Here is a 26,396-nt window from a genome sequence, read left to right as displayed (position 1 = left end):
GGTATTCCATAAATTAAATGATAATTTTCATTGAAAAAACCTTGAAAATTTATAAATATTATAAAAGGATTAAATCGTTTAGGATTCAGAATGAATTACCATTAGTATATTTGAGATGTAATTTGCTTCCATGAAAAATATAGTTTTATTAATAATCTTTTTGTCTTTTAGTAGTCAATTAAAGGCTCAGGAAGAGCGTGATTTTGTAACCTTCATTAATCAACAACATGATTGGGTAGATTCGGTTTATAAGAAATTAAATAAGCGCGAAAGGATCGCTCAGTTATTCATGGTACGTACCCATACTAATTTAGGACAAAGCTATATTGATTCTGTTGCAAAAGTTATTAAGAAGGAAAAATTAGGCGGAATACTTCTTTTTCAAGGAGGCCCGGTCAGGCATGCAGATCTTATTAACAGGTACCAGAATTTAGCTGAGGTTCCATTGTTGGTAGCAATAGATGGAGAGTGGGGCTTAGGTATGCGATTGCCTGATTCTACTATTTCTTATCCTTATCAGATGGCATTAGGTGCCATTCAAGATAATACATTGATTTATAGAATGGGGCAAGAGGTAGCCAAAGATCTTAAACGACTAGGTGTAAATATAAATTTCGCACCAGTTGTTGATATAAATAATAATCCGCGTAATCCAGTTATTAATTATCGTTCGTTTGGTGAAAATAGGGAAAACGTTACTCAAAAAGGCACTGCCTATATGAAGGGAATGATGGGTGAAGGAATTATTGTCAGCTTAAAGCATTTTCCTGGCCACGGCGATACAGATGTTAACTCGCATTATGATTTACCTAAATTGGATTTCAGTAAATCAAGACTAGATTCTTTAGAAATCTATCCTTTTAAAAAATTAATTGAGGAAGGGGCATCAGGTGTAATGGTTGCTCATTTGAATATTCCGAGTTTAGATAATACACCTAATTTACCCTCATCTTTATCTAAACATGTAGTGACTGACCTTTTAAAAAATGAATTGAATTTTAATGGATTGGTTTTCACGGATGCTATGGATATGGAAGGAGTAGTAAAATATTTTAAAGATGGAGAAGCAGATGTGCGTGCCATTATAGCAGGTAATGATATTTTAGAACTATCTCAGAATAGTAAACGTGCAAATAAAATGATACGTAAAGCAATACGTATGAACAGAATTGATAAGGAAGAATTAGCTAAAAGAGTAAAGAAGGTGTTAGCAGCAAAATATTGGTTGAGGCTGAATAATTTTAAACCGATTCAAACACAGAATCTTTATGCCGATCTAAATCGTGATTCAGCAAAACGTTTTAATCAATTATTGGCAGATAACTCCATTACCATGTTAAAAGGTAAAGAAGAGTTATTGCGAAATTCATTTTCGAAGAAAACTGCTGTTATTAGTATAGGTATTGAAAAGATATCTTTCTTTCAGCAAATATTAAGTAAGTCTTTTGATAATCAGTTAAATTTTATTCTGAGTTCAAATGCTACAGCTGATGAGATTGTAAAAGTGAATTCTGCTTTAAGGAACTACGATCAGATCATTATAGCCTTGCATGACGGGAATGCAAGGCCGGGCAGTGTTTTAAATTATAATGAAAATGTTAAACTCTTTATCAGTGAGTTAGCAAGTAGAAATTCACAATTCGTTGTATTTGCCAATCCTTATACATTAGCTTCTTTACCTGGGATAGAAGCATCGCCTGTAATTATTGTAGCCTATCAAAATGATGAGATTATGCAGAATGCTGGAGCAAAAGTATTTTTAAGACAGCTAGAGACCAAGGGTAAGCTTCCTGTAACTGTTAATAGTTTCTTTAAATATGGGGACGGACTCTGATATAATTTTCTTTTTCATTTTGAAATTTGTGGAGAAATAAAAAAGAAAATTAAAAATATAGTAGTATTAGAATATTTTTACGCACTTTTGTACTTTATTAATATTATATTTTAAAATCATGCAAGAAGGAGTAGTAAAATTTTTTAATGAAACTAAAGGTTTCGGATTCATAATTCCTAACTCAGGAGAAAGTGAAATCTTTGTTCATTCAACAGGTCTAATTGACAACATACGCGAAAACGACAACGTTAGTTTCGACGTAGAGCAAGGCAAAAAAGGACTTAATGCGGTAAATGTTAAAGTTATCTAAAACTAATTCATAAATCGTGAAGAGGCCATCTGTAAAGATGGCCTCTTTTTTTTTAAACCTGTTTTTAATTAGAAAACATTCAGATTTAATGGTTTTTGGCAAACAGTTTGTACATAAATTTGTATATTTAAAGAGAGACTTTAAATGGTTATATTTTAAAATATTAGATTTATGAATGATAACACAAAGATAGTTGCGGCTTTATTGGCAGGATTAGCTGCAGGTGCGGCATTAGGATTATTATTTGCGCCTGAAAAAGGGACAGATACACGTGAAAAGATAAATGAGTCTTTAAAAGATTTAGGTGAAGCGATTAAAGAGCGTTCAGCAGAACAGAAAGAACAGTTTAATGAGTTAAAGGAAAAAGTTGTTTCTTCTATTAAAACGAAAATGAATCGTGGGAAAGCAGAATTCGAAGATGCTTTAGACGAACACGCCTGAATATAAACGAACAAAGGAAGGTTAATGCATGGATATGATTAACCTTCTTTTAAAATATAAAAAATGGAAGATCCGAAATTTTCTTTTCAAGGAGTACTGCAGAAGATAAAAGAATATATAGATAATACAAAAGAACTAACAATCTTAAGGGTTGTTGGTCGGGTTTCTGATCTTGTATCTGGTATTATAACTGATGGGTTATTTATTATATTCTGTTTTTTTGCGCTATTGTTTTTAAGCATCAGTTTAGGATTTTATTTCGGTGATTTATTCGATAGTAACTCCTTAGGTTTTTTAACGGTAACTGGTATATATATTCTCTTTATTCTTGTTCTGAGAATATTTAAGGAAAGGATAGAAAAGAATCTAGTTAACCTTTCTATTAGAAAGTTTTTTAAAAAATGGAACGAATCAGATGATAGCAAATAATAGAAGTATTAGAAATGTTGAAGAGCTTAGGGCTGAAATCGCTCGATTAAAGCTTTTACAGAAGGAGCAAGAAAGCTATTTAAGTGATCAGTTCATTTTATTGCAAAATAAGGTAGAATCTCCTATCCGATTTGTTAATAATCTCACTTCATGGTTCCCTAAGATAAACCATAATGTAAATGCATTTGGAACAACAGATTCAAATGCAGACTGGCTAACGAATTCATTGAGAGTTGGTTTGCCTTTTCTTTTTAATAAGGTGCTTTTTCGTAAAGCAGGATTTATAAAAAAGGCTTTATTGCTAATTGCCACACAAAAGATGGCAGGAGGTATTAATCAGGATAAAATAACAAAGATAATTGATAAGCTTACTGATATAATACGACCTAAGACAAAAAAGGCAAACAAAGGGACGAAAGATTACGGCATTCCGCCGGATAGTGAAACCTATTAGTTATTCTTAAGGAAGTCTTTGTAGGCAATCTCTATTCCTTCTCTTAGTTCTGTGTTGTAATGCCATCCAAGATTCGTAAGTTTAGTAACGTCTAATAATTTTCTGGGAGTGCCATCAGGCTTACTTGAGTCATATACTATATTTCCTTCATAGCCAATGATTGTTTTAACCAGTTTTGCTAGGTCGCTAATACTGATTTCTTTCCCTGTGCCTATATTTACGAACTCTTTCTCGTCGTAGTTCTCCATTAAAAAAACTGATGCATCTGCCATATCGTCGGCAAATAAAAACTCACGCAAGGGTTTACCACTTCCCCAAATAACCACTTCAGCGAGGTTATTGACTTTGGCTTCATGAAATCTTCTAATTAAAGCAGGTAAAACATGTGAATTATCCGGATGATAGTTATCATTAACTCCATATAGATTTGTCGGCATTACCGAAATGAAATTACAAGCGTATTGATCCCGATACGCTTCACAAAGTTTAATGCCGGCAATTTTCGCAATGGCATAAGGCTCATTAGTAGGTTCAAGCTCACCACTTAAAATATACTTCTCTTTAAGAGGCTGTGGTGCTAATTTCGGATAGATACAACTTGATCCTAAGAACAAGAGTTTTTTGACTCCTTGCAAGTAAGAGCAATGAATAACATTATTCTGTATACTCAAATTATCATATAAGAAATCGGCCCTATATATATTATTTGCATTGATTCCACCTACTTTCGCTGCCGCTAAAAATACATAGTCAGGTTTTTCTTTTTCGAAAAAACGGATGACAGCCTGTTGGTCTTTTAGATCAAGTTCAGATGAAGTCCGTAATATGAAGCTGGAATATCCTTTGGCTTTTAAATTCCGTAGAATAGCTGACCCAACCATTCCCCGATGTCCCGCAATATATATTTTAGCGTCTTTTTCCACGTTTCTATAATGATATCCAAAGATAAAACTATTTTTGCCCCAATTAAAGTATAAAGCAAAGCAATACTATTTTATGGGTAAAGATAAGCTAAGAAAGTTTGCAGAAATTGGGACTTTTGAAAATGTATATCAGCTTGAAGAAGGCTTAGTCAATAAAGGAAATTGGTCAAAGAATCATTTTAATAATGATAATCCGATAGTACTTGAACTGGCTTGTGGTAAAGGAGAATATTCAGTAAATATGGCAAAAGCTTTTCCAGATAAGAACTTTATCGGAATTGACTATAAAGGTAATAGAATTTGGATGGGAGCAAAAGCGGCGATCCAGGAATCTGTTAAGAATGTTGCCTTTTTGAGAATCCAGATTGAAGATATATTAGCTTATTTTTCAGAGTCGGAAGTCTCAGAAATCTGGATAACATTTCCAGACCCACAACCACAAGTGAGCAGAGAAAAGAAAAGATTAACCTACGACCGCTTTCTGGATACCTATCGTATATTACTTGAAGATGGCGGTTTTATGCATTTAAAAACAGATAATGATGGTCTGTATCAATATACTTTTGAAAAATTAGAAGGGCTTGGAGAGCATATAATAGCGAATACAACCGACCTTTACCATTCAGATCTTTTAGACGATACTTTATCGATCAAGACTTATTACGAAAAGAAATATCTTGATGTAGGTAAGAATATTAATTATCTGAAATGGCTTTTAAAGAAAACTGTCGTTTAAAAGCCATTTAGATAAATTAAAATAATCCTTTTAATTTATCTACAATACTTCCTTGATTGTTTGTTTGCTCATCTGCACCTCCACTATCTGCGCCTCCTTTATTGAATAGATCGGTAAGATCAGATAATTGAAATTTTCCATCAGCACCTGAGATGCTAGAAACAATGTCTTGGAAATCAAATGAGCTATCATTCGGATCATTAGTTTTTTTAGTGAATTGTGCCAATATTGCTGGAATAAAGGATGATGCCAATGACTTTGCAGTATCCATATTGATTCCTAAGTCCTGCAATTTGTTTGTAAATGTATTTGACACTTCACTTGTTGTACCCGCGTTTGCCCCTTCCTGTTTAAATGAATTGATTAGGCCATTTATGTCTCCAGATGCGAGTTTTTGCTTTAAAACGTCTACGATGGAAGTTGATGCTGCGTGAATTACAGCTTCGTTCTTTTCATTCGGAATAGCATTATTATTTATAATTGCTCCTTGGGCATTTTCTCTTATTAGGTTTTCTAGATTTTCTAACATCGTTTTAGGTTTTAAATTTTGTAATCTTAAGATAAAGGGTAAGTGGTTGAACTGTTTACTAGGAACTAAACGTAATTACAAGTAGAATGTTTGAGAGGCAGAAGAATATTCTTACCTTTTAAATGTAATTCTTTAATGAAGAAAGGTTGATCTAAATCCAGTCAAAATAGGGAAGAATCCTCTTTCTTAAGGCTGCGCTTGTGTTGGCTTAAATATTTTATTTCATATATTTATCTTAAGTTTGAGGATATTTTTTTGAATTTAATCTTAGTTTAACACGGGAAATATGGAAGTAAAAGACTCAAATGGGAATCTATTGAATGATGGCGATTCAGTAATTGTTATCAAAAGTTTAAAAGTAAAAGGGACGCAGTTGACTGTTAAAAAAGGAACTGTTGTAAAAAATATTCGCCTAACTGATGATCCGGATGAAGTGGATTGTAAAGTTGAAAAAACAAGGATTGTACTTCGTACAGAATTCCTAAAAAGAGCATAAGAATTTTACCGCTTAACAAATACGTTATGATAAATAAACCCATTATCGGAATAGTTTTACTGTCTACAGTCGTATTCTTTTCTGCATGTAGAAGTAACCCAGAGAATGAAACAGCTGAAGCTGCGACTAATCAGTTAGAGTCGTTTGCAGATCTCCAGATCCTTAAATATGATGTTCCTGGTTGGGATAGTTTAGATCCTAAACAAAAAGAACTCGCTTATTATCTATACGAGGCAGCGCTTTCAGGAAGAGATATTATTTATGATCAGCGAGGGAAGTACAATCTTTTTGTGCGTAAAACTATCGAAGCTATCTGGGAGAACCCAGCAACTGATAAAACAGGCCAGGAGTGGGAAGCTTTTAAAACCTATGCTGGCCAGGTTTGGTTTAGCAATGGAATTTACCATCATTATTCTAATGATAAATTTACTCCGGGATTTAATGAAGAGTATTTTACATCATTAGTGAAGGCTGTAAATGAAGAAAACCTTCCTTTAGAAAATGGAGAAAATATAGACCAGTTTTTGGCACGCATAGAGCCTGTTATATTCGATCCTAATTTTGCTCCTAAAATGGTTAACTTAAAAGAAGGTATCGATAATGTTGTCGGATCTGCCAATAACTTTTATGAGAACGTTACGCAGAAGGAAGTAGAAGCATTTTATGCTACATTTCCACAAAGCGATCATGAACCGGAATGGGGATTAAACAGTAAATTAACTAAAAAGAATGGAGCCTTAATTGAACAAGTATGGAAATCGGGAGGTATGTATGGTACCGCTATCGATAAAGTGATATACTGGTTAGAGAAAGCATCTGCTGTTGCTGAGAATGATCATCAGCAAAAATCACTCAATCTGTTAATTGAATACTATAAAACCGGAGATCTTAAGAAATGGGATGAATACAATATCTCATGGGTGCAGGACACAGCCAGTGTAATTGATTTCGCTAACGGGTTTATAGAGGTTTATAATGATGCTCTTGGTATCAAAGGAAGCTTCGAGGGAGTATTGTCACTTCGTGATTTTGAAACTACGAAACGTATCAAAGCAATTGCAGATGAAGCTCAATGGTTTGAAGATAACTCTCCTTTGGAGCCTGCTCATAAAAAGAAAGAAGTGAAAGGAATTAGTGCAAAAGCTATTACCGTTATTGTAGAATCGGGAGATGCTGCGCCAAGCACTCCAATTGGAATAAATCTTCCAAATTCAGATTGGATCAGGAAAGATTACGGTTCTAAGTCCGTTTCTTTAAGCAACATTGTTCATGCTTACAATGAGAGCAGTACTAACAGCGGTTTTCTGGAAGAGTTTGTTAAAGATCCTGCAGTTATTAGTCGTATGAAAAAATACGGGAACCTGGCAAGCGATTTACATACCGATATGCACGAATGTATTGGTCATGCTTCAGGACAAATTAATCCCGGTGTTGGGACACCTGATAAAACGTTAAAAACATATGCTTCTACTTTAGAAGAAGCACGTGCAGATCTGGTAGCTCTTTATTATTTAATGGATAAAAAGCTTATCGATTTGGGCGTTATGGAAAGTTTAGAGGTTGGAAAAGCTGAATATGATAGCTATATGATGAATGGATTAATGACTCAGTTAACCCGTTTAAAAGCAGGCGATGATATTGAAGAGGCTCATATGAGAAATCGCGCTTTAAATGCTTATTGGGTATATGAAAAAGGAAAGAAAGACAATGTGGTTGAGTTCGTAAAAGAGAACGGTAAAACATATATACAGATTAATGATTATGAGAAGTTACGCGAACTATTTGGATCTCTATTAAAAGAAATACAGCGCATTAAATCAGAAGGTGACTATGAAGCTGGCAAAAACTTGGTAGAAACCTATGGTGTAAAAGTTAATCAAGAACTGCATAAAGAAGTTCTTAATCGTTTTGCAGGGTTGAATCTAAAAGCTTACAAAGGATTTATTCAACCACGCCTGGTTCCTGTTATGAAAGATGGAAAGATTGCTGATGTTAAAATTGAATATCCAACATCATTCTTTGAACAAATGATCGAATACGGGAAGAATTATTCCTTTTTACCAGTTAACAATTAATACTTATTCTTCGAATTTTAAGCCTGCTTTAACAAAAGCAGGCTTTTTTATTTACGATCTAATCCTTGCTTTCATGCTGTTTTGATTTTGTAGAGCCCTAATGAATATATCGTATATTTGAATCAAGAGTTATAAATTTGAGTATGTCAGACCCTTCGGCAAAGAAAATATTTACCCTTTCCCAAGTAGCAGGAAGTATTAAGAAAACTTTGTCTGATAGATACAAGAGTAGTTTCTGGGTAAAAGCCGAAATGAATAAGCTTAATCTCTATTCACATTCAGGGCATTGTTATCCGGATCTGGTGGAAAAGAGCGATGGTAAAATCATTGCAGAAATGCGTTCGGTTCTATGGAAGGGCGATTATCAATTCATCAACCAACGCTTTATAGACGTTCTTCAGGAGCCTTTGAAAGATGGAATAACTGTGTTAATGCTCGTAAGCATAACATTTGATGCTGTGTATGGTGTAAGTCTAAGAGTTCTGGATATTGATCCTTCTTTCTCCTTGGGAGAGCTCACAAGAGAAAAGCAAGAATCGATTAACCGTTTAGTAAAAGAAGAGATCTTTGATTCAAATAAAAAGCTCACTTTTCCACTATTGCCTAAGAGATTGGCGATCATTTCTGTAGAAACAAGCAAGGGTTTAGCCGATTTCCTTAAAATAATTGATAATAATGTTTGGAACTATAAGTTTGAATATCAATTGTTCCCTGCTCTTCTTCAAGGAGATAAAGCCCCTGCCTCCATTCTTTCTCAGTTGAAATATATTAAGGATAACTATCTTAATTTTGATGCTGTCGCATTAATTCGTGGAGGAGGAGGCGATATCGGACTAACCTGTTATAACAATTATCCCTTAGCGCGTGAGTTAGCTCAGTTCCCATTACCCATTTTAACCGGTATAGGCCATGCTACCAACGAAACGGTAAGTGAGATGGTGGCATTTAAGAATGCGATCACTCCAAGTGAATTAGCCGACTTTCTTATACAGCGGTTTCACCAATTTGCTGTCCCGGTTTTAGAAGCAGAAGAATTTTTAATCAGAAAGGTTCCGTCTCTAATCCAAGAAAAAAAACGAGAGGTATATCAGCTTAGCCGGCAATTTCAACTGGCATCGCAAAACGCTTTACGGACACAAACTTCAGAAATTACCATGCTTAAAAATTCTATTAAAATATTAGCTAAGCAGCAGTTAAATATTGAAGGAAATGCGTTAAAATCTATTGAAAGGCAAGTAAATCTTTTGCATCCTAACAATATATTGAAGCGAGGCTTCAGTCTTAGTTATCAAAACGGGAAATTGATTAAAGATATCAATGATATTGACGAGGAAGAAGAATTAATCACCCAGTTTTATGATGGTGAAGTAAGGAGTACAATAAAAACAGTTAAAAAGAATAACGATGGATAAGATTACCTATAACGATGCTTTTGAAGAACTTAAAACCCTGATTTTAGATCTCGAGCAAGGAGAAATTACAGTTGATGAATTAGCTGCCAAAGTAAAACGCGCTGCTTTATTGATAGAACTCTGCAAAAAGAAATTAACTGCCACAGAAGAGGAAGTCAATAAGGTTATTGAATCTATGGAAGAATAAATAATCTATTACTAATAGACAAACTTTAAACATACCGGACGGCCAATTTTAAGACTTATATCTGTTGGAGTTAAGAGCCCTGTCATTTGGTCGCGTCTAAATACGATAATATTGTCCGTATCCTGATTTGCTGCTAAAAGAAAATTGCCTGTTGGGTCAATTGTAAAGTTTCTCGGTATTCTACCCAAAGAAGATTGTCTGCTGACAAATGTTAGCATTCCTGTATTCTGATCAATGCTGTAAATAACTATCTCATTAATATCAATTCTATTAGACCCATAAAGAAACCTGCCGTCGGGAGAAATATGAATATCCGCAGCTCCGAACTTTCCTTCAAAACCTGCCGGTAAAATTGATACTGTTTGTTTTGGACTTAGCTTTCCATTTTGGTAATCGAAGCGGGTAATTCCACCATCCAGTTCTTGAATAACGTAAGCATACTTTCCATTAGGATGAAATACGAAATGTCGGGGACCGCTTCCTGATGCTAAATTGATAAATTCAGGTTCTGCAGGAGTTAAAGGGTTTGAACTCGCTTTTGAATCAAAAAGATAGACTCCAATCTTGTCTATACCAAGATTCGGCGCAAATAAATAGTTGTTATCTGGTGAAATCACGGCAGAATGCATGCGCGATGGCCCTTCCTTACCATTTATTACATTCCCTTTATTATAGATCTCTTGAATAGAAGACCCTAAAGAACCATCCTGAAGTATAGGAACAGCCGCTAAACTTCCACTAGCATAATTAGCAGTGAAAACGTAGCTGCCCGTTTTATCGACCGAAACATAGCAAGGACCCAGGCCACCTGCTGATTCTTTATTTTTGAAGGTTAGCTTTCCTGTCGAGGAATCATAACCGTAGGCATAAACCATACCTACCCGCTCACCTCCGGATTCAGAAATAGCATATACATTTTTATGATCAGGAGAGATCGTTAAATAAGATGGATTATCAATACCCTTAACTTCATTCTTATATTCTAACTCTCCGGTTTTACTATCAAATGTGTAAACATAAATACCTTCACTTGTAGATGTTCCGCTTGTATAAGTGCCAATCAACAGATCGAATTTATCTTGAGCCTTACTGGTACAAAATACACATAGGCAACAGAGCAACAAGGATGTTTTAAGAGTTTTCATATTTGATAATTAAGGTCAAACGTTTAATCAAATATAATATTAAACACAGATACATGTGTTCTATTAAGAGATCTTTCCAAAAATAGCCCTTCTATGCCTATAATAAGGCTTTAAACATATTGTTTAGAATTAGTTTAAATAAGTATTGCAAATGTATAATACGTTTTCTACATTTGCCGACATCTTATTTATAATCATTATAGACTACACACATGACTATACTAAACTTTAAAGTCAAGGTTCTACTCAGTACGATAACAATCATTTTATTTTCAGGTCTTTTAAAAGCACAAACGACAGATAACGATCGTACGCAAAGACCTGGTTCTATTTCAGGAACGATTGTTTCGGAGTTAAACGAACCATTAACCCGCATCAGTATAAAGCTAGAAGAAACCCAGACGGGTACAATCACAAATAGCGAAGGACAGTTTGAAATCAAAAATCTTTCTGCTGGAAGTTATACAATTACTGCAAGCGGCATAGGATATACCGCATCTAAACAAAATGTTAGAGTTAATGCAGGAGAAACTACTACGATTGATCTTCAATTAGATAAGGCAACACAATCCCTTAATGAAGTGGTAATCCAGGGAAATACCAACAGGTTCTCTAAAAAGCAGAGTGATTATGTTTCTAAAATGCCACTTCTAAACCTTGAGAATCCACAGGTTTATAACACAGTTCCAAAAGAGCTTATAACAGAACAGTTAATATTTTCAGTAGATGATGCTATTAGAAATGCACCTGGTATTCAGAAAATGTGGGAAGCAACCGGAAGAAGTGGTGATGGTGGAAGCTATTATGGTACACGTGGTTTTATTGCGCAAGGTTCACTTAGAAATGGTCTTTTAGGTAAAGTAACCAGTACTGTCGATGCAATAAATCTAGAACGATTGGAAGTAATTAAAGGTCCTTCTGCTACTTTATTTGGCAGTTCACTCACATCTTATGGTGGGGCAATTAATCGGGTAACTAAAAAACCTTTCGAGCAGTTTCAGTCAGAAATATCTTTTGCCAGCGGTACTGATGAGTTCCATAGAGTAAGTGCAGATGTAAATGCACCTTTAACGAAAGATGGAAAACTATTGTTTCGTTTGAATACAGCCTATAATTATGAAGGTAGTTTCCAAAATGTTGGTTTTCAAAGAAGTTTTGCAGCAGCTCCCAGCTTATTATACCAACCTACAGACCGTTTATCAATTAGTTTGGATGCTGAATTATCGAGTGTTAAAAGTACAGGTAAACAAATGCTATTCTTTTACTTCCCGGCAGATGAATTAGGAATTCATAATGCGAAAGATTTAAACCTGGATTATAAAGAATCTTATATGGGTAATGGGCTTGAACAAAAATCAAGAAGCACTAACTTTTATGGTCAGATAAATTATAAGATCTCAGATAGCTTTACCTCATCAACAAATTTTTCATCTAGCCATAGCTATTCAGATGGATTTGGTTCTTATTTCTACTTAGTGCCCAATTATATCGTTACTCAAGATCCTGCAGATGTAGGTATGAGTAATTATATGACGCGAGCAGATCAGTCAACAAAAGATAGTAAAGTAACTGCGTTTGAAGTTCAACAAAACTTTAATGGCGACTTTATGATCGGCAACTTAAGAAACCGAATTGTTTTAGGTCTGGATTTCTATTCTACCAATTCGAATATAAATTTCTTTGGAAGCGAGTATGATACTGTACCATTGAATGATCCAAACTTTGATTACAGTTCATTTAATGGCAAAAATTTAGGTCAAATGTATGCAGAAGGTGATATAGATTTTACATGGCCTGATATTAGTAAAACAAAAACCTACAGTGCATTCGTATCTGATGTATTAGATATTACGGATAATTTCAGCGTATTGGCAGCTTTAAGAGCTGATAAATTTGATAATGAAGGCGGTCTTACTGGATCTGATGCATTTGAAGGATATTCACAAAACGCGCTTTCTCCTAAATTTGGTGTCGTTTTCCAACCCGTTAAAGACAGAGTTTCTCTTTTTGCAAACTACCAAAATAGCTTTACTAATAAGGGAACTTACCTGGCCTATGATGTTACTGCGCCCAATAATCTTACTCAAAAAATAGCTGATCTAGAGCATGCTAACCAAATTGAGGGAGGGGTAAAAATAAATGCATGGCAAGGCAGGTTGTCAACAACGATCAGCTATTATAATATTTTAGTTGATAATATTTTACGTACAGATCCAAATCCTGACGCAGCACAATTATCTGCCCAGGTGCAAGATGGAAGTCAACGAAGCAAAGGAATTGAGTTAGACTTAATCGCTAACCCTTATAAAGGACTAAATGTTATAGCCGGTTTCTCTTACAATGACTCTAAATTCGAAAAGTCAGATGCTGATGTAATCGGACGCCGCCCAACTACAGCTTCTTCTCCTTATCAGGTAAATCTTTGGATAAGCTATCATTTCCCTGAAAATATAGTAAAAGGCCTGGGTGTTGGTGTTGGTGGAAACTATGCAAGCGATAACAAAATCCTTAATAGTGTTTATTACGGCGAGTTTACTTTACCAGCCTATACAGTATTCAATGCTTCAGCTTTTTATGATTATCAAAAAGTTAGATTGAGTATTAAAGTAGATAATATAAGCAATCAAAAATATTGGATTGGATATACAACTGCTAATCCTCAGAAACCTAGAAGCATGGTAGCAAGCCTGGCTTATAAGTTTTAATTATAAGTAAGCATCAAAAAAGAACCGCATTAGCTTAGAGAAAGCTAATGCGGTTCTTTTTTGATATAATAAGTTGAAAGCGTTAAGGTTAATTATCTATTTTCTTGGCAAAAGAATTCAAGTTCTTATTGAACACCTTAAGTTCTGCTTTTTGATCTTTTATAAATACATTATCATCGAATTTCCCTAAAACCTCATCCAGTTCCTCTTGCGTATCATACATCATTTTACGGAAAGGATTGGTATAATCCTTCTTGCGCGAAGACTCGATAGAATCCACCATCCATTGCTTAGTGTTTTTTATTTCTTTGACCCATTCAGTGAAAAGCTTCTTATTGACTTTAGAAATAGTAATTTCTTCTATTTCTAACAAGGCAGTAATGGCATGCAGGGTTTTCTTTTCTTCATACCTTTCACCCTCTTCAACGTAGTATTCATGAATAGCATCCCATGATTTTATTTCATTAGAACGAATGCTCTTTCTTAGCTCAAGCACATCTTCTTCTGGAATCAATTGTCCACCTACATTAAGCCATTCTGTTCTTTCCAGTCTTTTGCGAGATAGATCAGCAACCAGCTTTTTCATTGAAAACTCATTATGTTGAGTTGCATGAGCCATTAAATGCGTAATTCCGTAAAAGCGTATCATCGAGTGAAACAGATCATAAGCCCGTTGAATTTTAATGATTTTGACCTTCCGCTTTGCATTCTCAAGGTTAGGAGCTGTTATTTCCAAATCATTAATGACCTCATTTTTTTCAGTCAGTAACTTCTTGCCAATAGCAGCATATTCTTCTTCCGTTAAAATAGAGTCTTTATCGAATTTCTCATTATAAGCTTTACCAACCAGTGTTTCAAACAGAGAGATTGATGAAAACATCTCATTAATGGTATCGGGGGCTAAATAATCGTATTCAATATGTTGTATCTTCTCATATCTTTTATCCCTGTCCTTGTATTTAAACGTATTTCTCTGAAGAGCATACATATTATACATAAACCAATATCCAGGCATCACTATCAATGAATTATGCTCTTCATCAATACTGATCAGAGAGAAGGGAATAGGAATATTGAGTTCATAATCATAATCGCCTTTAGCTAAAATAGTGAAATTAGCGAACTTCGAATTATGTTTCATACTTACACATAATCCTGGCCAGAAACCCCGGCCGGCAATAACTTCTCCATCCGCCCCTCTTGAATTATGATTGGAGCCAATGGTAGCACCTGCAGGAATATTACTTTGACCAAGAATTAAAGCCGCACATAGAAAGGAGTTATTATGATGCTGTTCATGAGCAGAAAAAATCAAGGAATTTAATACCTCACAGCAAGAGATTGTTGTATTACTTCCCAAATAAGAGTTAATTAAACGCGCTCCGTATTTTAATTGAGAGTTAGATGCTATTACAAAACGAACGGCCTTTACACCATAGAAAATACGACAGCCAAAATCGATAATACCATTTACAAGCTCACAACCTTCGCCAATTTGCGTTCTTCCTTCTGCACTTGATTTGATGGTTAGGTTCTTTAATTTATTAGCCCCTTTTATATACGCATCAGAACCAATCCATACATCATTCAGGATATTCGTACTTTTAATAATCGTTCTGTCACCCACTTTACCATAGTAGCCGGGTTCAGTTTTATATTCAGTTTCAGTGAATTTTATGAAATTATCTAACAGCGCTTTATCATCCCTGTATTTACTCCACATCCATGCATCTCCGGGTAGCATTCCATTAAATGGAATTACCTTTCTTCCCCCGTTTTCATTGCAAATCTCCAACCATATTCTAGTCGATTCGCTTTCGCCGTCTTTGATAATTCCATTTCCGAACTTGGCATTGGCTGTAGTCTTCATTTCATCAACCTGCACAATTACCACTTCATTACCGATAATATAATGCGACATATAATTAACATGGTCAATAGCCACATTATCACCGAAGTCCGAACTTATTATCGTTGAATTATATAAACCAACCGGAACTCTAAAATCATTATACTCCAGAAAATAGGGCTCTAGCTTTCCGATTCTGATTAATCCGTAGAATTTACAGGCCTTTACCAGCTCCGGATTAAAGGCATCTGATACCAGGATATTATTCCAGTTATCAGTAGTATTTCCATTTTTAACCAGCACCTCTATCTCAAATGCAGATAAATTTCGATAAGCAATACCACTTCTGTTTTGAATATTTCTAAGATGATATTCATCCTTCCCTTTAGGAATATATTTTTTGGATATAAAACCATATCCTAAGTTTGTCAGAGGTAATTTCTTTATTTGATTCATCTGGTGTTTGCGATAAGGTATTGTCTTGACTGGATTTTTGAATCTGGATATTAAGACATTAATATTTGCGAATTTACAAAAACGGATTAAAGAAAAAAACATCGATAATCTCAAAGCGAGTATTCATATAATAATATATCTTAGTAGCATGAAACGCATTCTATCTTCCTTTTTGTCATTAGCTATTTTACTTTGCATGAATGGATATGCAAAAGCTCAGGATATTTCTTTAAAAGCTATTCGTTTAGATAACACGAAAGCACTCCATGATTTTTTTAGATTTAAAGAAGGTAACGCGGTTATTATTAGCGGCCATCGAGGTGGAATGGTTGAAGGCTTTCCTGAAAATAGCATCGCTACTTTCGAGAATACATTAAGGAATACACCGGCTTTTTATGAAATCGATCCTCGATTAACGAAAGACAGTGTTATTGTTTTAATGCACGATGCAACCTTGGATCGCACCACCACAGGTACAGGAAAAGTGTCAGATTATACCTGGGAGGAATTAAAGAAATTTCGTTTGAAAGATCCTCAAGGAAATATAACTGAATTTGGTATACCAACTTTAGCAGAAGTTATTGAATGGGCACGTGGCAAAACAATCCTTAACCTCGATAAAAAGGATGTGCCATTTGAAATGACTGCCGCAATTATAAAAGAGCATAAAGCTGAAGCGTTTATGATGCTTACTGTGCACTCTCCAGAGGAAGCCAGGTTTTATCTTGATAAAAATCCAAATAGCATGTTTTCAGCCCATATTCTAACACCCGAAATGTTTGACCGCTACGATAAAGCAGGCATTCCATGGACACAAATAATGGCTTACATCGGACCGAATGTTAAATCTGAAAACCAAAAGATGTATACATTGCTTCATTCTAAAGGTGTTAAATGCATGATTTCTGCAGCTTCTACCTATGATAAACTTACAACCAAAGAAGAAAGGGCTGAAGCTTATCGAAAAATTTCTTCGGATGGAGCTGATGTTATTGAAACCGATTTACCAATAGAGGTTAGTGAAGCCTTAGGAAACTAAAGCCTGAATTCTTTATTGACCCTATAAATAAGGGTTCGATGGAAATGCATGAAATGTAAATCCTTCACTTTTTAAGGATTCAATAAGTTCAGGGGAAGGTTGGGTTTTAAAAATAACAGCGCATAACACATCTGGTGATATGATTGTCAGTTTTGTTAGCAGATTTCGAAATCTAAGCTTCCTTTTAATTTTTTTGAAAATAGCGGATGAATTATTGGCTTTTTCATCAATAATTGAAGGGTCATAAAAGTTATTATGTATTCCCTTAAAAGCTACAGCAGGCAGGCCGATTCCATTAGCAAGTTTATCTACTTCCCTTTCAGATAGCTTGAAAACATAATTTCCTACTACTTCAAAAGAATACCTGTTTTTCCAGACCTTCTGTATAAGCTTCGGATTTATCCGATCTGCTAAATTACACAAAGCCAAAAGCAATGGCATCTTTGTGACGGGGTCTTGCGGCTCGATTAAGATTACTGCTTCTTTGGCAACGCGGATCATTTCATAAACAGCCAGGTACGGTCGGGGGAAATGATGATAAGATTCCTTGCAAAGAATATAGTCGAAAGTATTGTCCTGAAAAGAAAGGTTTTCGGCATTTTCAACAGCATAATCCGTAATAATTCCATCTTTTTGAACCAAAGGAAAGAATGTATTTGCAATATCAGAAGCTACCACATCCTGTTTTTTATTGATCAGGTAATGTGCATCAAATCCATAAGGGTCACCAACAGTAAGCCATGAATGTTTATCTCTAATAAAAGAGTCTACAAGTTGCATGTAGCGCTCCTGGAGCCAATGGTTAACCGTGTTATTCTTTCGATCCTTTTTCCAGCGCTTTATCGCTTCCAGCTTATCTTCCTCTGTTTTGTATTTATCATCATACCACGAGGAATGGGCTTGATGACTTTTCTCAAATTCGGGCATTCATGATTAATATTTCTTTCTCTTCTGGTATTATCTTTTAGTGAAAGATAGAAAATAACAATTAAAAAAATGCATAAATATTCATGTTTTGAGAGGCTATATGCATTTCACTCTTAACGGGTGTATACCTGAAAGCACAGGATGCTGCTTTGATAAATTCATTATAAATTGAATTAAATTAACCTAAATTATAAAAAATGACAAGTACAAATTTCAAAACATTGATGCGAATGTTTATTGTTGCCGCATTGGCAATCGTAAGTATTCCATCATTTGCGCAACAACCAAGCGCACAATCTAATACACAATCTCAAACACAACGGCCTAGGCGTGTTAACCTTGATTCTGCAAGGGTTTTTATACGCCCTAGTAAGTCGCCCGGATTAGGTAAGGAGATGAAAAAATTAAAGGAAGATAAAGATGGATTCATCTCTATGTTTAATGGTAAAAACCTGAAAGGATGGGATGCGCTTCCCAGATTTTGGTCAGTAAAGGACGGTGTAATTGAATGTGTTGAAGGACCGGGGCCAGGTGATAACATTCAATCCAATTTAGTTTGGATGGATTCACAGAAAAACCCTGAGAAATATGCAAATGTTGAAATTCATGTGCAATATCGGTGGCTATCAAATGGTGGTAACTCCGGAGTTCAGGTTCGGGGAGTAATGAACGTAGATTCTACTAAACATATTGCCGGCTATCAGGCTGATATGGACCCTCAGAATAATTACACAGGTGGTATTTATGATGAATCAGCTTTATCAGGCCGGAGAACTAAAGATGTTCAGGGACCACACATCTCTCCCCGGGGATTTAAAGTAACTTATCCGGCTGATGGAGGTGAAGGAAAAGCTACACCATTGGCTGAAACTTCAGAGCAGCTAGCTAGTTATCTTAAACCTGTAGGTCAGGAATTTAATGAGCTTGTTATCATTGCCCAAGGCTCTCATATAACTGTGAAAATTAACGGACATGTTTTCACTGAAATGATTGATGAAAATCCTGGCGCATTGAAAAATGGTATTGTGGCACTCCAACAACATGCTGGTGCTGGAATGCAGATTCAATTTAAGGATCCAAAAATCAAGTTTCTTTAAACAACGATAGTTTAAAAGCGAAAGCCCTGTAAGATAATTCTTACAGGGCTTTTTTGTTGAGGTAAAAAAAATACATAAATATTTGCGTAGTTGAGTGGCTACATTTATATTTGTAGTCAAATAGCTACGTAATGAATTTAAGACGAGATGTATATCAAGCCATAGCCGACCCCACGAGGAGAGCTATACTCGTATTGGTTGCTTCCCAATCGATGACAGCAGGTGCAATAGCTTCAAACTTTGATACAGCAAGGCCAACTGTCTCGAAACATTTGCAGATACTTACTGAATGCGAATTACTTGAGCAAGAGCAGAAGGGTAGAGAAGTTTATTATCACTTAAATCCGGAAAGGATAAAAGAAGTAGCTGATTTTATTGAACCATTCCGCAAAATGTGGGATGATAGATTTAACAAATTGGAAACCATAATGAAAGAATACCAATCAAAAAAATAGAATAATATGGAACGGAAAACAGAAGTCAATGCAGAAAATGGCAAACAAGAATTAGTAATAACCAGGGAGTTTGATTTGCCATTAGAATTGCTTTTTAAAGCATATACAGAGCCTGGAATTATTGAACAATGGATGGGAACGAAAGTGCTGAAACTTGAAAATAAAAAGCACGGGATTTATCAATTTGAAACAAGCGATGCACAAGGGAACGTGGTTTTTCGTGCCAATGGAGTAATTCCTGAGTTTGTTCCGAATCAAAAAATAACACGGACGTTTGAAATGGAGAATACGCCTTTTTCTGTTCAGCTTGAGTTCTTAGAATTTGAGAAACTTACAGATAGTACCAGCAAGCTTACCATGCAGAGTGTATTTAAATCAGTTGAACTTAGAGATCAGCTGTTGAAATTGCCTTTCGCAAAAGGTATTAATATGGCACATAATCGTTTGCAGGAAATTGTTGGTAAGCTAAAATAATATACGATGTCAAGAAAGAATAAAATCATCTATTGGATTGCAACAATCTGGCTTGCATTAGGAATGCTGTCAACAGGAATAGTGCAGCTGCTTAAAATGAAAGAAGAAGTAGATATGATGACAAATCTGGGATATCCCGGTTATTTGTTAACCATATTGGGTGTGTGGAAAATATTGGGCGTAATAGCAGTACTTATCCCCAAATTTCCTTTACTCAAGGAGTGGGCTTATGCTGGTTTTTTCTTTGCCATGTCGGGTGCTGTTATTTCTCATTTAGTTCAGGGAGATGATGCCAAAGATTTTTTTGGACCAATATTATTATTAATCCTGATTTTTGTATCTTGGTATTTCAGGCCTGCAGATCGAAAAACTATTTCAGCTAAACTATAAATTATGAGCAATAGAACTAGTAATAAAAAGGAACTGTCATCAGAACAACGCGAAGAACTATTGGCAATATTAAAAGCTCGTTTTGAGAAAAATACAAACCGCCACAAAGGTTTAGAATGGGCGAAAGTACAGGCGAAGCTAGAAGCCAATCCAGAAAAGTTATGGTCACTTGATGATATGGAAATAACTGGCGGCGAACCAGATGTGGTTGGTTATGATAAAAAGTCAGATGAGTACATTTTTTATGATTGTTCACCGGAAAGCCCTAAAGGGCGCAGAAGTATTTGTTACGATCGTGAGGCTCTGGAGGCAAGGAAAGCCCATAAACCGGAAAATACTGCGATGGATATGGCAGCCGATATGGGTATTGAGCTTTTAACGGAAGAGCAATATCGGGAGTTGCAGCAACTAGGAAAATTTGACCTTAAAACATCAAGCTGGGTGAAAACTCCTGCTGATATCAGGAAACGCGGAGGTGCTTTCTTTTGTGATCGCCGCTATGATATGGTATTCTTATACCATAATGGTGCAGATTCATATTATGCTGCCAGAGGATTTCGGGGTGTACTTAGAGTCTGAACTTCTTATAAATGAATCTTCAAAATCAGTAAAGTATCTTTTACTGAAATAGCTTTATAGTGTATTTAAACAGGATAGCCCACAGGGAAAACCCTCTTAAGAAGCTAATTAAAATCTTGTTTATAAAGAACAGTGGTTAAACAGTGGTCAAACAGTGGTTGAACAGTCCTCAAGCAGTGGTAAAAGGACTGTTCAATTACTGTTTAGTATCTGCTTAATGTGAGTTTGGCTATATTAAGGAAGTGACAAAGCACTTACAACTGGAAAATGATCAGATGGATATTTGCCAAAATAACTATCAGTCAATATTCCCCATTTTGAAGCCTTGATACCAGGCGTAACAAAGATATGATCGATGATTGTCGTATTATTCGAAACCTTAAAACTATTAAAACTTCCATTATTATGATAAGGTTCATCTACCAATGTATAGGTATCAACTATTATTTTTGAATCTTGCAATATTTTATAAGGTTCACTTGCATGATCTGCATTTAAATCTCCTACAAAAATTACAGGTTTCCCTTTTGCTATTTCCTGTATCTTTTTCAGCACTAGTTTGCTACTTTCTCTACGCGCTATCTGTCCTTGGTGATCATAATGAGCACTGAAGAAAAAGAATTCTTTACCTGACTTATTATCCTTTAAATTGACCCATGATACAATTCGATTGCAACATGTTGCATCCCATCCTTTCGCTGGTACATTGGGGTTCTCAGCTAACCAGAAATCTCCTTGGTTTAAGAGGGTGAACTTATCTTTCTTATAAAAAATGGCAGAATGTTCTCCTTTATCTTTACCATCATCTCTTCCTTTGCCGTAACGCGCATAAGCCGGCAACAAGCCATCCAGATCAGTTAATTGTTCTGGCAGACCCTCTTGGGTGCCGAATATATCAAAATCATGAAATCTAACCAATGCCCCCACGTAAGGAGCCCTGTCTGGCCATAAATTTCCTATATCATTTGCACTTGCATATCGGATGTTGTAAGTAGCAACTTTTAACTCTTGAGCAAGTGCAGATGCGCATATCAGTAATGATAGTAATAATGTTATGGATATTTTTTTCATTGTTTTAATTTTTTAGCCTCTTTTCATTGATGTAAGCTTAATTCTGTATTAGCTAAGTAATCATTTTTATACCGAATAAATATACTTTTTTCTATTGGGATTCCGAATACAACAACCAGACCCGAAATAACAAGCTAACTATTTTTTGACGGAGAAAGTTATTGAATCGTCCGTCTTAAACAAACAAAAGAAGAATTTAATCCTTTAATTAAAGGATTAATGTGAAAAATATACGATCAGAATAAATAGATTTGCAATAATATAATGGGTCAAATTGCTTGTGGTTATAAAATTAATATCTTACTTTTAATAAGTCTTACTTTTTCTGTAAGTTCTCCAATATTTGTAAACTCAAGTGTAATTTAGTAATCATGTCTAAAAAAGATTTGTTTGAATATTTTCTTCGTGAGCTAGTAGACTGGTATTGCGAATATTATAAAACCTCAGTTAGTTATTTTAATGAGCATTCATTTAATGATTTAAGTAAATTAAAGGTTTTAAAACTTCACTTCTTTGCATGTTCAACTGAAGAAGAAGCATTAAACATTTTCAATGAGTTTCATGCTATGCCTTATGGCCATGTTGAAAGCGACGTATATTCATATCTAAACACTCTTAAATATTTCAATGTTACAAATTCCAAATTGGAGTTTGTAAATATTAATGATTGGAATATAGTACCTGATGGAGATTCTGAGGTTATTGATAGAGCTATAAAAAACTTAAAAGGGGAGAATGCTAAACTTATATCTTTTAGTCCATTTGAACTTGTCGAGCTTAGTCATAGTTGGTTCTCATGGCGGTATACATTTTCACAAGCACGAAAAAAAGAATCTTTTTCTAAGAAGATAGCTACCAATCTTATTCAACAGGAGACAAAAATCTATAGTTTGTAGTTAGATGGCTTCTGATTTACCTATATCTACTTTAATAAAGATATTAGAGAGGGATTATTTCAATGAAAATTGGATTAGTGAGAATAATTTCGAACCTGAATCTAAATCGCTAATAACTAATAAAATTATAAAAGCAGCTACAGAGATATTGTCTTATTATATTCTTTTTTTTCTTAGTGGAGAGTATTGTAGATTGATTGAAGATAAAGAAAGAAATGATTATTTAGGACAGCTTGAAAAGTATTTGCATGAAGTTGCTAATCAAATTGATATTAAAACTCATCCAGCAGAGTCAGAAGAGCTCCAATTGTGTTTTTCTATTAATATAATTCAACTTTTTAATAATTATATTAAACCTCCTTTAGTTTATCTTACAAGAGATCTTGAAAACCAATTTAGTATTGATAGAAAAAAGAAATTAGTTAGAGCGATAAAAATTACGACTATATCCAAGTCGTTTGACGAGGAAGTACAAGATTATTTAAAGGGGTTTGATATCATTCTTTGGAGTACAAATATAGAGCATTTTAATTATCATCTAAATCCAACAGTATTAAGAAATTTTTTATTATATCAAAAAGAAAGCAGTGAATTAAAAATTGATGAGGTTCTTAAAAAAGCTATAATATCCAAGATAAATTTTTTGTTAGTAAAACTTCTTTATAGAAATATAACTCAAAACAATGAAGATGAGGAGGTTTTCTTTTATTCTTTTAATCAGGAAGAAGATGAGTCTTTAAGTATAGATAATATTGAATTAGATAAAAAATTGCAAAATTGGTCTGATGTGATTGATATTCACTATAATTTCCATGCCGACTATAAAAATGAACAAAGAAAAAGAGTCAATTTAATATATGAGAAAGTCCGAAAAAACTATACCTATGGAGATTATCACGCTTTGATAAAAATCTATAAAGATGATTATAAAAATGAAGAACAGATAGATAATCTATTTAATGATATTAATGAAATTAAGCCAGTCTCTTCTTTTGAAAAATATGCCAAAAAGATTTCTACCTCTTATGTTTTTAATAATAGAATTTCCTTCCTATGTGGAAGTAAAAATGGAGAGTCAGGTCGTTCGGAGTATTATAGAGAATTATTTTATACAATCAAAAATCATCAGAATAATAATTTTATTAGAAATTTCTTTCCTTGGTTAAAACTTGGTATAACTTTATCCAAAAGGATTGACAAGCTTTCTGATAACTTATTGAATGAAGCAATGTTTAGAGAATTTAAGGTTCTTTTAGGATTATTGGAAGATACTGTTAGAAAACTCGAAGAAGCATTCCAGTGGAGCGAGTATAAAAAATTTATACCTTTTCAAATGTCTTTTGAAGAATGTCATTCTGATTATATAATTTATGATACAAAATATGGTGATTTTAACCTTTTTATATTTAGCTCATATTTGCTTCCATTAAACTATAAAAATGTAAGAGCTAAAAAAGACGATTTACATTTAAAAAAGGTAAAATACGATGCACTAGTAACAGTTTATGAAAAGCTAGAAAAAGTTGTAGATAAGGTTAATGAGGAATCCGAGAAGATGAGAAAGCATGAAAGAAGATCGGTAGAGATATTAGCTATATTTTCTGCAGTTGCTTTGTTTTCAATAGGAAGTTTACAAGTATTCTCACAGGAACCAGTTTATTCTGATCCACATATTTATTATAGATTTATTCTTTCTTATGGTTATTCTTTGTGTCTTTTTGTATTATTAATATGGATTATTACTCGTGATAACATTTTGAAAGTTCATTGGGTTCACTGGATAATTATTTCTCTAATAGTCATTTCTTCTTTTTTAGTAATAGGATACGTAGTCAATTATCCTCAAGGTTCTGTACAGAGTGTGTTGAATAAAGAAGAGCCAATCATAAGTAAAGAAAAGGCAGTCATAAATAAAATCCAATCAAAATAATGAATATGAGCTTTGCGCGTTAAGATTCTTTCCGGCATTTGAAACAAATGTAAATAGTATCAAACTTGTAAAGCATTCACCACCTATAAAATAAAAAAAGGTAACTAGTTATTAACTAATTACCTTTTAATCTGGCGGTCCGGACGGGACTTGTTTTTATTGCTTTAATATGACTTAAAGAGGGTTTTTTGCAATCGGGGGTTCTTTTGGGGGTTCTTTATGTAAGTATAAGAGTATCGTGTTTGATCGTTAGTGGTATTTAGCATTATTTCCAAAGTGGCTCATTTTGCCAATGTTGTGGAAGATTCATTGCGCTTACGTCTAAAGATGACCTTAGTTTTAACTGCAATTTTTCATTCTTGAAATCAGATTTCTCAACACTCTATCGAAACAATATAGTTTAAATCCTTTTTCAAAAGTTGAGCCTTTCTTGAAGATATGTTCTGATTTAGTTTCGGCTAAACGTCGGGTATCAATAGTCACTTAAGTGATAATAACTAATATATTCTAAAGATGTATTTCTTTTTACTGATCTGAGATTATTAAACCTCTGCTCTCTAGTGCGAAGTTGCGAACTGGAATTATACGTGGGAATTCATACATTATGAGTAGATCATTTCGTTCTATAAGTTCCATTTAGGTTACTATGTTCTATTTTGCCATTTTTGGTGAATTTATCTAAAATTGATCTTACAATTAATTCATCAGAGTACTCGCAATTTGGATATAATCTTACAACAATACTATCTAAAACTTCGGGATTAATACCTATATCAATATGATCACAACTGTTATTTATGCGACCCAAACTAATATTCTTCATTTGTTTTATTCTATCCCCATCGAAATCACTCAATGGTGGAAGTGGGTTCGCCATTAAGTAAAATCTTGATTCTTTTTGAAACTCCCAAATTGGATTTTTGTATATTATTAAATTCTTTATATGGTTTATTCCTGTTTCTTTTTCAGTTTTTAATATTGCTGATTCTTTTAGCTCTTTGTAATTTTTATCGTAGATAACTTTTATATAAAAACCATCTTCAAGCCAAAAGGGATTTGAAATTATATATTCATCAGTTCTGAATTCCTCTATATTAATTGGACAAATTGTTTCTTCGGAGAATCCCCAATGTCCATAATCTCCTTTAGGATGTTTGTATTCCTTATAAAATTTTTGGGGCAATTCAATTCTTACTCCTTGCATTCTAGTATATAAGCTCCATAAAGACAAATTCTCTTCAGACTCTTCTGTCCAACAAGAAACAAAAAAGGATGATTCTATATTATCAGGTAGTCCATCGATTTCTTTTAAATCATCTAATAAATCTAATCTAGTAAATCGGATTTTTTTTGAATGTAAAATTAAAGCAAGTGATTGGACATTTGTATAGTGAAAGATGGGCATAGTTTTTAGATAATTTATAAAAAATAATTTCCGATCGCATTACTAATAGAATTTTGTTTCCGATTTATATAAGCCTTCACTATGCGATAATGTAGTTTTTTTCTATAAATATAGGATAGTTTTTGGAAATAGCTTATTTGTTAGAGAAATAC

The 26,396-nt window shown here is 34.3% G+C and carries 26 protein-coding genes; 19 read left to right on the top strand and 7 right to left on the bottom strand.

Annotation, left to right across the window (positions count from 1 at the left end; genetic code table 11):
- Positions 1–130: 130 nt before the first annotated feature.
- From C8N28_RS07510 to C8N28_RS07490, 5 genes are all read left to right on the top strand, one after another.
- Positions 131–1,834: a glycoside hydrolase family 3 protein gene (locus tag C8N28_RS07510; protein WP_132223242.1), complete on the top strand. Its 1,704-nt coding sequence runs from the start codon at positions 131–133 to the stop codon at positions 1,832–1,834.
- A 118-nt stretch (positions 1,835–1,952) separates the two neighbouring features.
- Positions 1,953–2,144, top strand: coding sequence for a cold-shock protein (locus C8N28_RS07505; RefSeq protein WP_132223239.1), 192 nt, complete (start codon positions 1,953–1,955; stop codon positions 2,142–2,144).
- A gap of 171 nt (positions 2,145–2,315) precedes the next feature.
- A complete protein-coding gene (locus C8N28_RS07500; RefSeq protein WP_132223236.1) occupies positions 2,316–2,585 on the top strand; it encodes a YtxH domain-containing protein in 270 nt (89 codons plus the stop codon).
- A gap of 63 nt (positions 2,586–2,648) precedes the next feature.
- Complete coding sequence (locus C8N28_RS07495; RefSeq protein ID WP_132223233.1) at positions 2,649–3,014, top strand: hypothetical protein; 366 nt, start codon at positions 2,649–2,651, stop codon at positions 3,012–3,014.
- Positions 3,001–3,468: a hypothetical protein gene (locus C8N28_RS07490; RefSeq protein WP_132223230.1), complete on the top strand. Its 468-nt coding sequence runs from the start codon at positions 3,001–3,003 to the stop codon at positions 3,466–3,468. The genes C8N28_RS07495 and C8N28_RS07490 overlap by 14 nt, the downstream gene beginning before the upstream one ends.
- On the opposite strand, the gene C8N28_RS07485 is transcribed toward C8N28_RS07490, so the two are convergent.
- Positions 3,465–4,391 carry a GDP-L-fucose synthase family protein gene (locus tag C8N28_RS07485; RefSeq protein WP_132223227.1) on the bottom strand — a complete coding sequence of 309 codons (927 nt, stop codon included), beginning with the start codon at positions 4,389–4,391 and terminating at the stop codon, positions 3,465–3,467. The two genes, C8N28_RS07490 and C8N28_RS07485, sit on opposite strands and share 4 nt — an antisense overlap.
- Positions 4,392–4,464: 73 nt before the next feature.
- On the opposite strand from C8N28_RS07485, the gene trmB reads away from it, so the two are divergent.
- Positions 4,465–5,127, top strand: coding sequence for a tRNA (guanosine(46)-N7)-methyltransferase TrmB (gene trmB / locus C8N28_RS07480; protein ID WP_132223224.1), 663 nt, complete (start codon positions 4,465–4,467; stop codon positions 5,125–5,127).
- Between the two features lie 16 nt (positions 5,128–5,143).
- Here trmB and C8N28_RS07475 read toward each other — a convergent pair whose 3' ends face one another.
- Complete coding sequence (locus tag C8N28_RS07475; RefSeq protein ID WP_132223221.1) at positions 5,144–5,656, bottom strand: hypothetical protein; 513 nt, start codon at positions 5,654–5,656, stop codon at positions 5,144–5,146.
- A 286-nt stretch (positions 5,657–5,942) separates the two neighbouring features.
- Between C8N28_RS07475 and C8N28_RS07470 the strand changes: the two genes are divergently transcribed.
- The 4 genes from C8N28_RS07470 to xseB all read left to right on the top strand — a co-directional run bounded on the left by C8N28_RS07470 (position 5,943) and on the right by xseB (position 9,826).
- Positions 5,943–6,152, top strand: coding sequence for an alkylphosphonate utilization protein (locus C8N28_RS07470; protein ID WP_132223218.1), 210 nt, complete (start codon positions 5,943–5,945; stop codon positions 6,150–6,152).
- A 26-nt stretch (positions 6,153–6,178) separates the two neighbouring features.
- Entirely contained in the window at positions 6,179–8,227 is a 2,049-nt protein-coding gene (locus C8N28_RS07465) for a dipeptidyl-peptidase 3 family protein (protein WP_132223215.1), read from the top strand.
- 143 nt (positions 8,228–8,370) lie between these two features.
- Positions 8,371–9,639, top strand: coding sequence for an exodeoxyribonuclease VII large subunit (gene xseA, locus C8N28_RS07460; RefSeq protein WP_132223212.1), 1,269 nt, complete (start codon positions 8,371–8,373; stop codon positions 9,637–9,639).
- On the top strand, positions 9,632–9,826 hold the full coding sequence (gene xseB / locus C8N28_RS07455; RefSeq protein WP_132223209.1) for an exodeoxyribonuclease VII small subunit: 195 nt from the start codon (positions 9,632–9,634) through the stop codon (positions 9,824–9,826). The genes xseA and xseB overlap by 8 nt, the downstream gene beginning before the upstream one ends.
- Positions 9,827–9,837: 11 nt before the next feature.
- Here xseB and C8N28_RS07450 read toward each other — a convergent pair whose 3' ends face one another.
- Positions 9,838–10,971, bottom strand: a complete 1,134-nt coding sequence (locus tag C8N28_RS07450; RefSeq protein WP_132223206.1) for a lactonase family protein — start codon at positions 10,969–10,971, stop codon at positions 9,838–9,840.
- Positions 10,972–11,183: 212 nt separating this feature from the next.
- Here C8N28_RS07450 and C8N28_RS07445 point away from each other — a divergent pair, with 212 nt between their 5' ends.
- Entirely contained in the window at positions 11,184–13,676 is a 2,493-nt protein-coding gene (locus tag C8N28_RS07445; RefSeq protein WP_132223203.1) for a TonB-dependent receptor, read from the top strand.
- A gap of 88 nt (positions 13,677–13,764) precedes the next feature.
- Here C8N28_RS07445 and C8N28_RS07440 read toward each other — a convergent pair whose 3' ends face one another.
- Positions 13,765–15,981 (bottom strand): DUF4954 family protein, encoded by a 2,217-nt coding sequence (locus C8N28_RS07440; protein WP_132223200.1) that lies wholly within the window; start codon positions 15,979–15,981, stop codon positions 13,765–13,767.
- Between the two features lie 148 nt (positions 15,982–16,129).
- Between C8N28_RS07440 and C8N28_RS07435 the strand changes: the two genes are divergently transcribed.
- Complete coding sequence (locus C8N28_RS07435; protein ID WP_132223197.1) at positions 16,130–17,020, top strand: glycerophosphodiester phosphodiesterase family protein; 891 nt, start codon at positions 16,130–16,132, stop codon at positions 17,018–17,020.
- A gap of 21 nt (positions 17,021–17,041) precedes the next feature.
- Here C8N28_RS07435 and C8N28_RS07430 read toward each other — a convergent pair whose 3' ends face one another.
- Positions 17,042–17,947 (bottom strand): class I SAM-dependent methyltransferase, encoded by a 906-nt coding sequence (locus C8N28_RS07430; protein ID WP_132223194.1) that lies wholly within the window; start codon positions 17,945–17,947, stop codon positions 17,042–17,044.
- 197 nt (positions 17,948–18,144) lie between these two features.
- Here C8N28_RS07430 and C8N28_RS07425 point away from each other — a divergent pair, with 197 nt between their 5' ends.
- The 5 genes from C8N28_RS07425 (at position 18,145) to C8N28_RS07405 (ending at position 20,942) form a co-directional block, all read left to right on the top strand.
- Positions 18,145–19,044 carry a 3-keto-disaccharide hydrolase gene (locus tag C8N28_RS07425; protein WP_132223191.1) on the top strand — a complete coding sequence of 300 codons (900 nt, stop codon included), beginning with the start codon at positions 18,145–18,147 and terminating at the stop codon, positions 19,042–19,044.
- A 131-nt stretch (positions 19,045–19,175) separates the two neighbouring features.
- Positions 19,176–19,499 carry an ArsR/SmtB family transcription factor gene (locus tag C8N28_RS07420; RefSeq protein WP_132223188.1) on the top strand — a complete coding sequence of 108 codons (324 nt, stop codon included), beginning with the start codon at positions 19,176–19,178 and terminating at the stop codon, positions 19,497–19,499.
- 6 nt (positions 19,500–19,505) lie between these two features.
- A complete protein-coding gene (locus C8N28_RS07415; RefSeq protein ID WP_132223185.1) occupies positions 19,506–19,973 on the top strand; it encodes an SRPBCC family protein in 468 nt (155 codons plus the stop codon).
- Positions 19,974–19,979: 6 nt separating this feature from the next.
- A complete protein-coding gene (locus C8N28_RS07410; RefSeq protein WP_132223182.1) occupies positions 19,980–20,363 on the top strand; it encodes a DoxX family protein in 384 nt (127 codons plus the stop codon).
- Positions 20,364–20,366: 3 nt separating this feature from the next.
- Positions 20,367–20,942 carry a DUF4256 domain-containing protein gene (locus C8N28_RS07405; protein WP_132223179.1) on the top strand — a complete coding sequence of 192 codons (576 nt, stop codon included), beginning with the start codon at positions 20,367–20,369 and terminating at the stop codon, positions 20,940–20,942.
- Positions 20,943–21,176: 234 nt separating this feature from the next.
- Here the strand turns inward: C8N28_RS07405 and C8N28_RS07400 are convergent, their stop codons facing one another.
- Complete coding sequence (locus C8N28_RS07400; RefSeq protein WP_132223176.1) at positions 21,177–22,013, bottom strand: endonuclease/exonuclease/phosphatase family protein; 837 nt, start codon at positions 22,011–22,013, stop codon at positions 21,177–21,179.
- Positions 22,014–22,384: 371 nt separating this feature from the next.
- On the opposite strand from C8N28_RS07400, the gene C8N28_RS07395 reads away from it, so the two are divergent.
- Together C8N28_RS07395 and C8N28_RS07390 are read left to right on the top strand one after the other, a co-directional pair.
- The gene (locus tag C8N28_RS07395; RefSeq protein ID WP_132223173.1) at positions 22,385–22,909 is read left to right on the top strand and encodes a hypothetical protein; all 525 of its coding nucleotides are present in this window, start codon (positions 22,385–22,387) and stop codon (positions 22,907–22,909) included.
- Positions 22,910–22,913: 4 nt separating this feature from the next.
- Positions 22,914–24,839, top strand: a complete 1,926-nt coding sequence (locus C8N28_RS07390; RefSeq protein ID WP_132223170.1) for a hypothetical protein — start codon at positions 22,914–22,916, stop codon at positions 24,837–24,839.
- 613 nt (positions 24,840–25,452) lie between these two features.
- Here C8N28_RS07390 and C8N28_RS07380 read toward each other — a convergent pair.
- Positions 25,453–26,244, bottom strand: coding sequence for a hypothetical protein (locus C8N28_RS07380; protein ID WP_132223164.1), 792 nt, complete (start codon positions 26,242–26,244; stop codon positions 25,453–25,455).
- Between the last annotated feature and the right edge of the window lie 152 nt (positions 26,245–26,396).

The organism is Albibacterium bauzanense, assembly GCF_004339765.1.
Classification (GTDB): domain Bacteria; phylum Bacteroidota; class Bacteroidia; order Sphingobacteriales; family Sphingobacteriaceae; genus Albibacterium; species Albibacterium bauzanense.
This window is presented reverse-complemented; position numbering and strand designations above follow the sequence as displayed.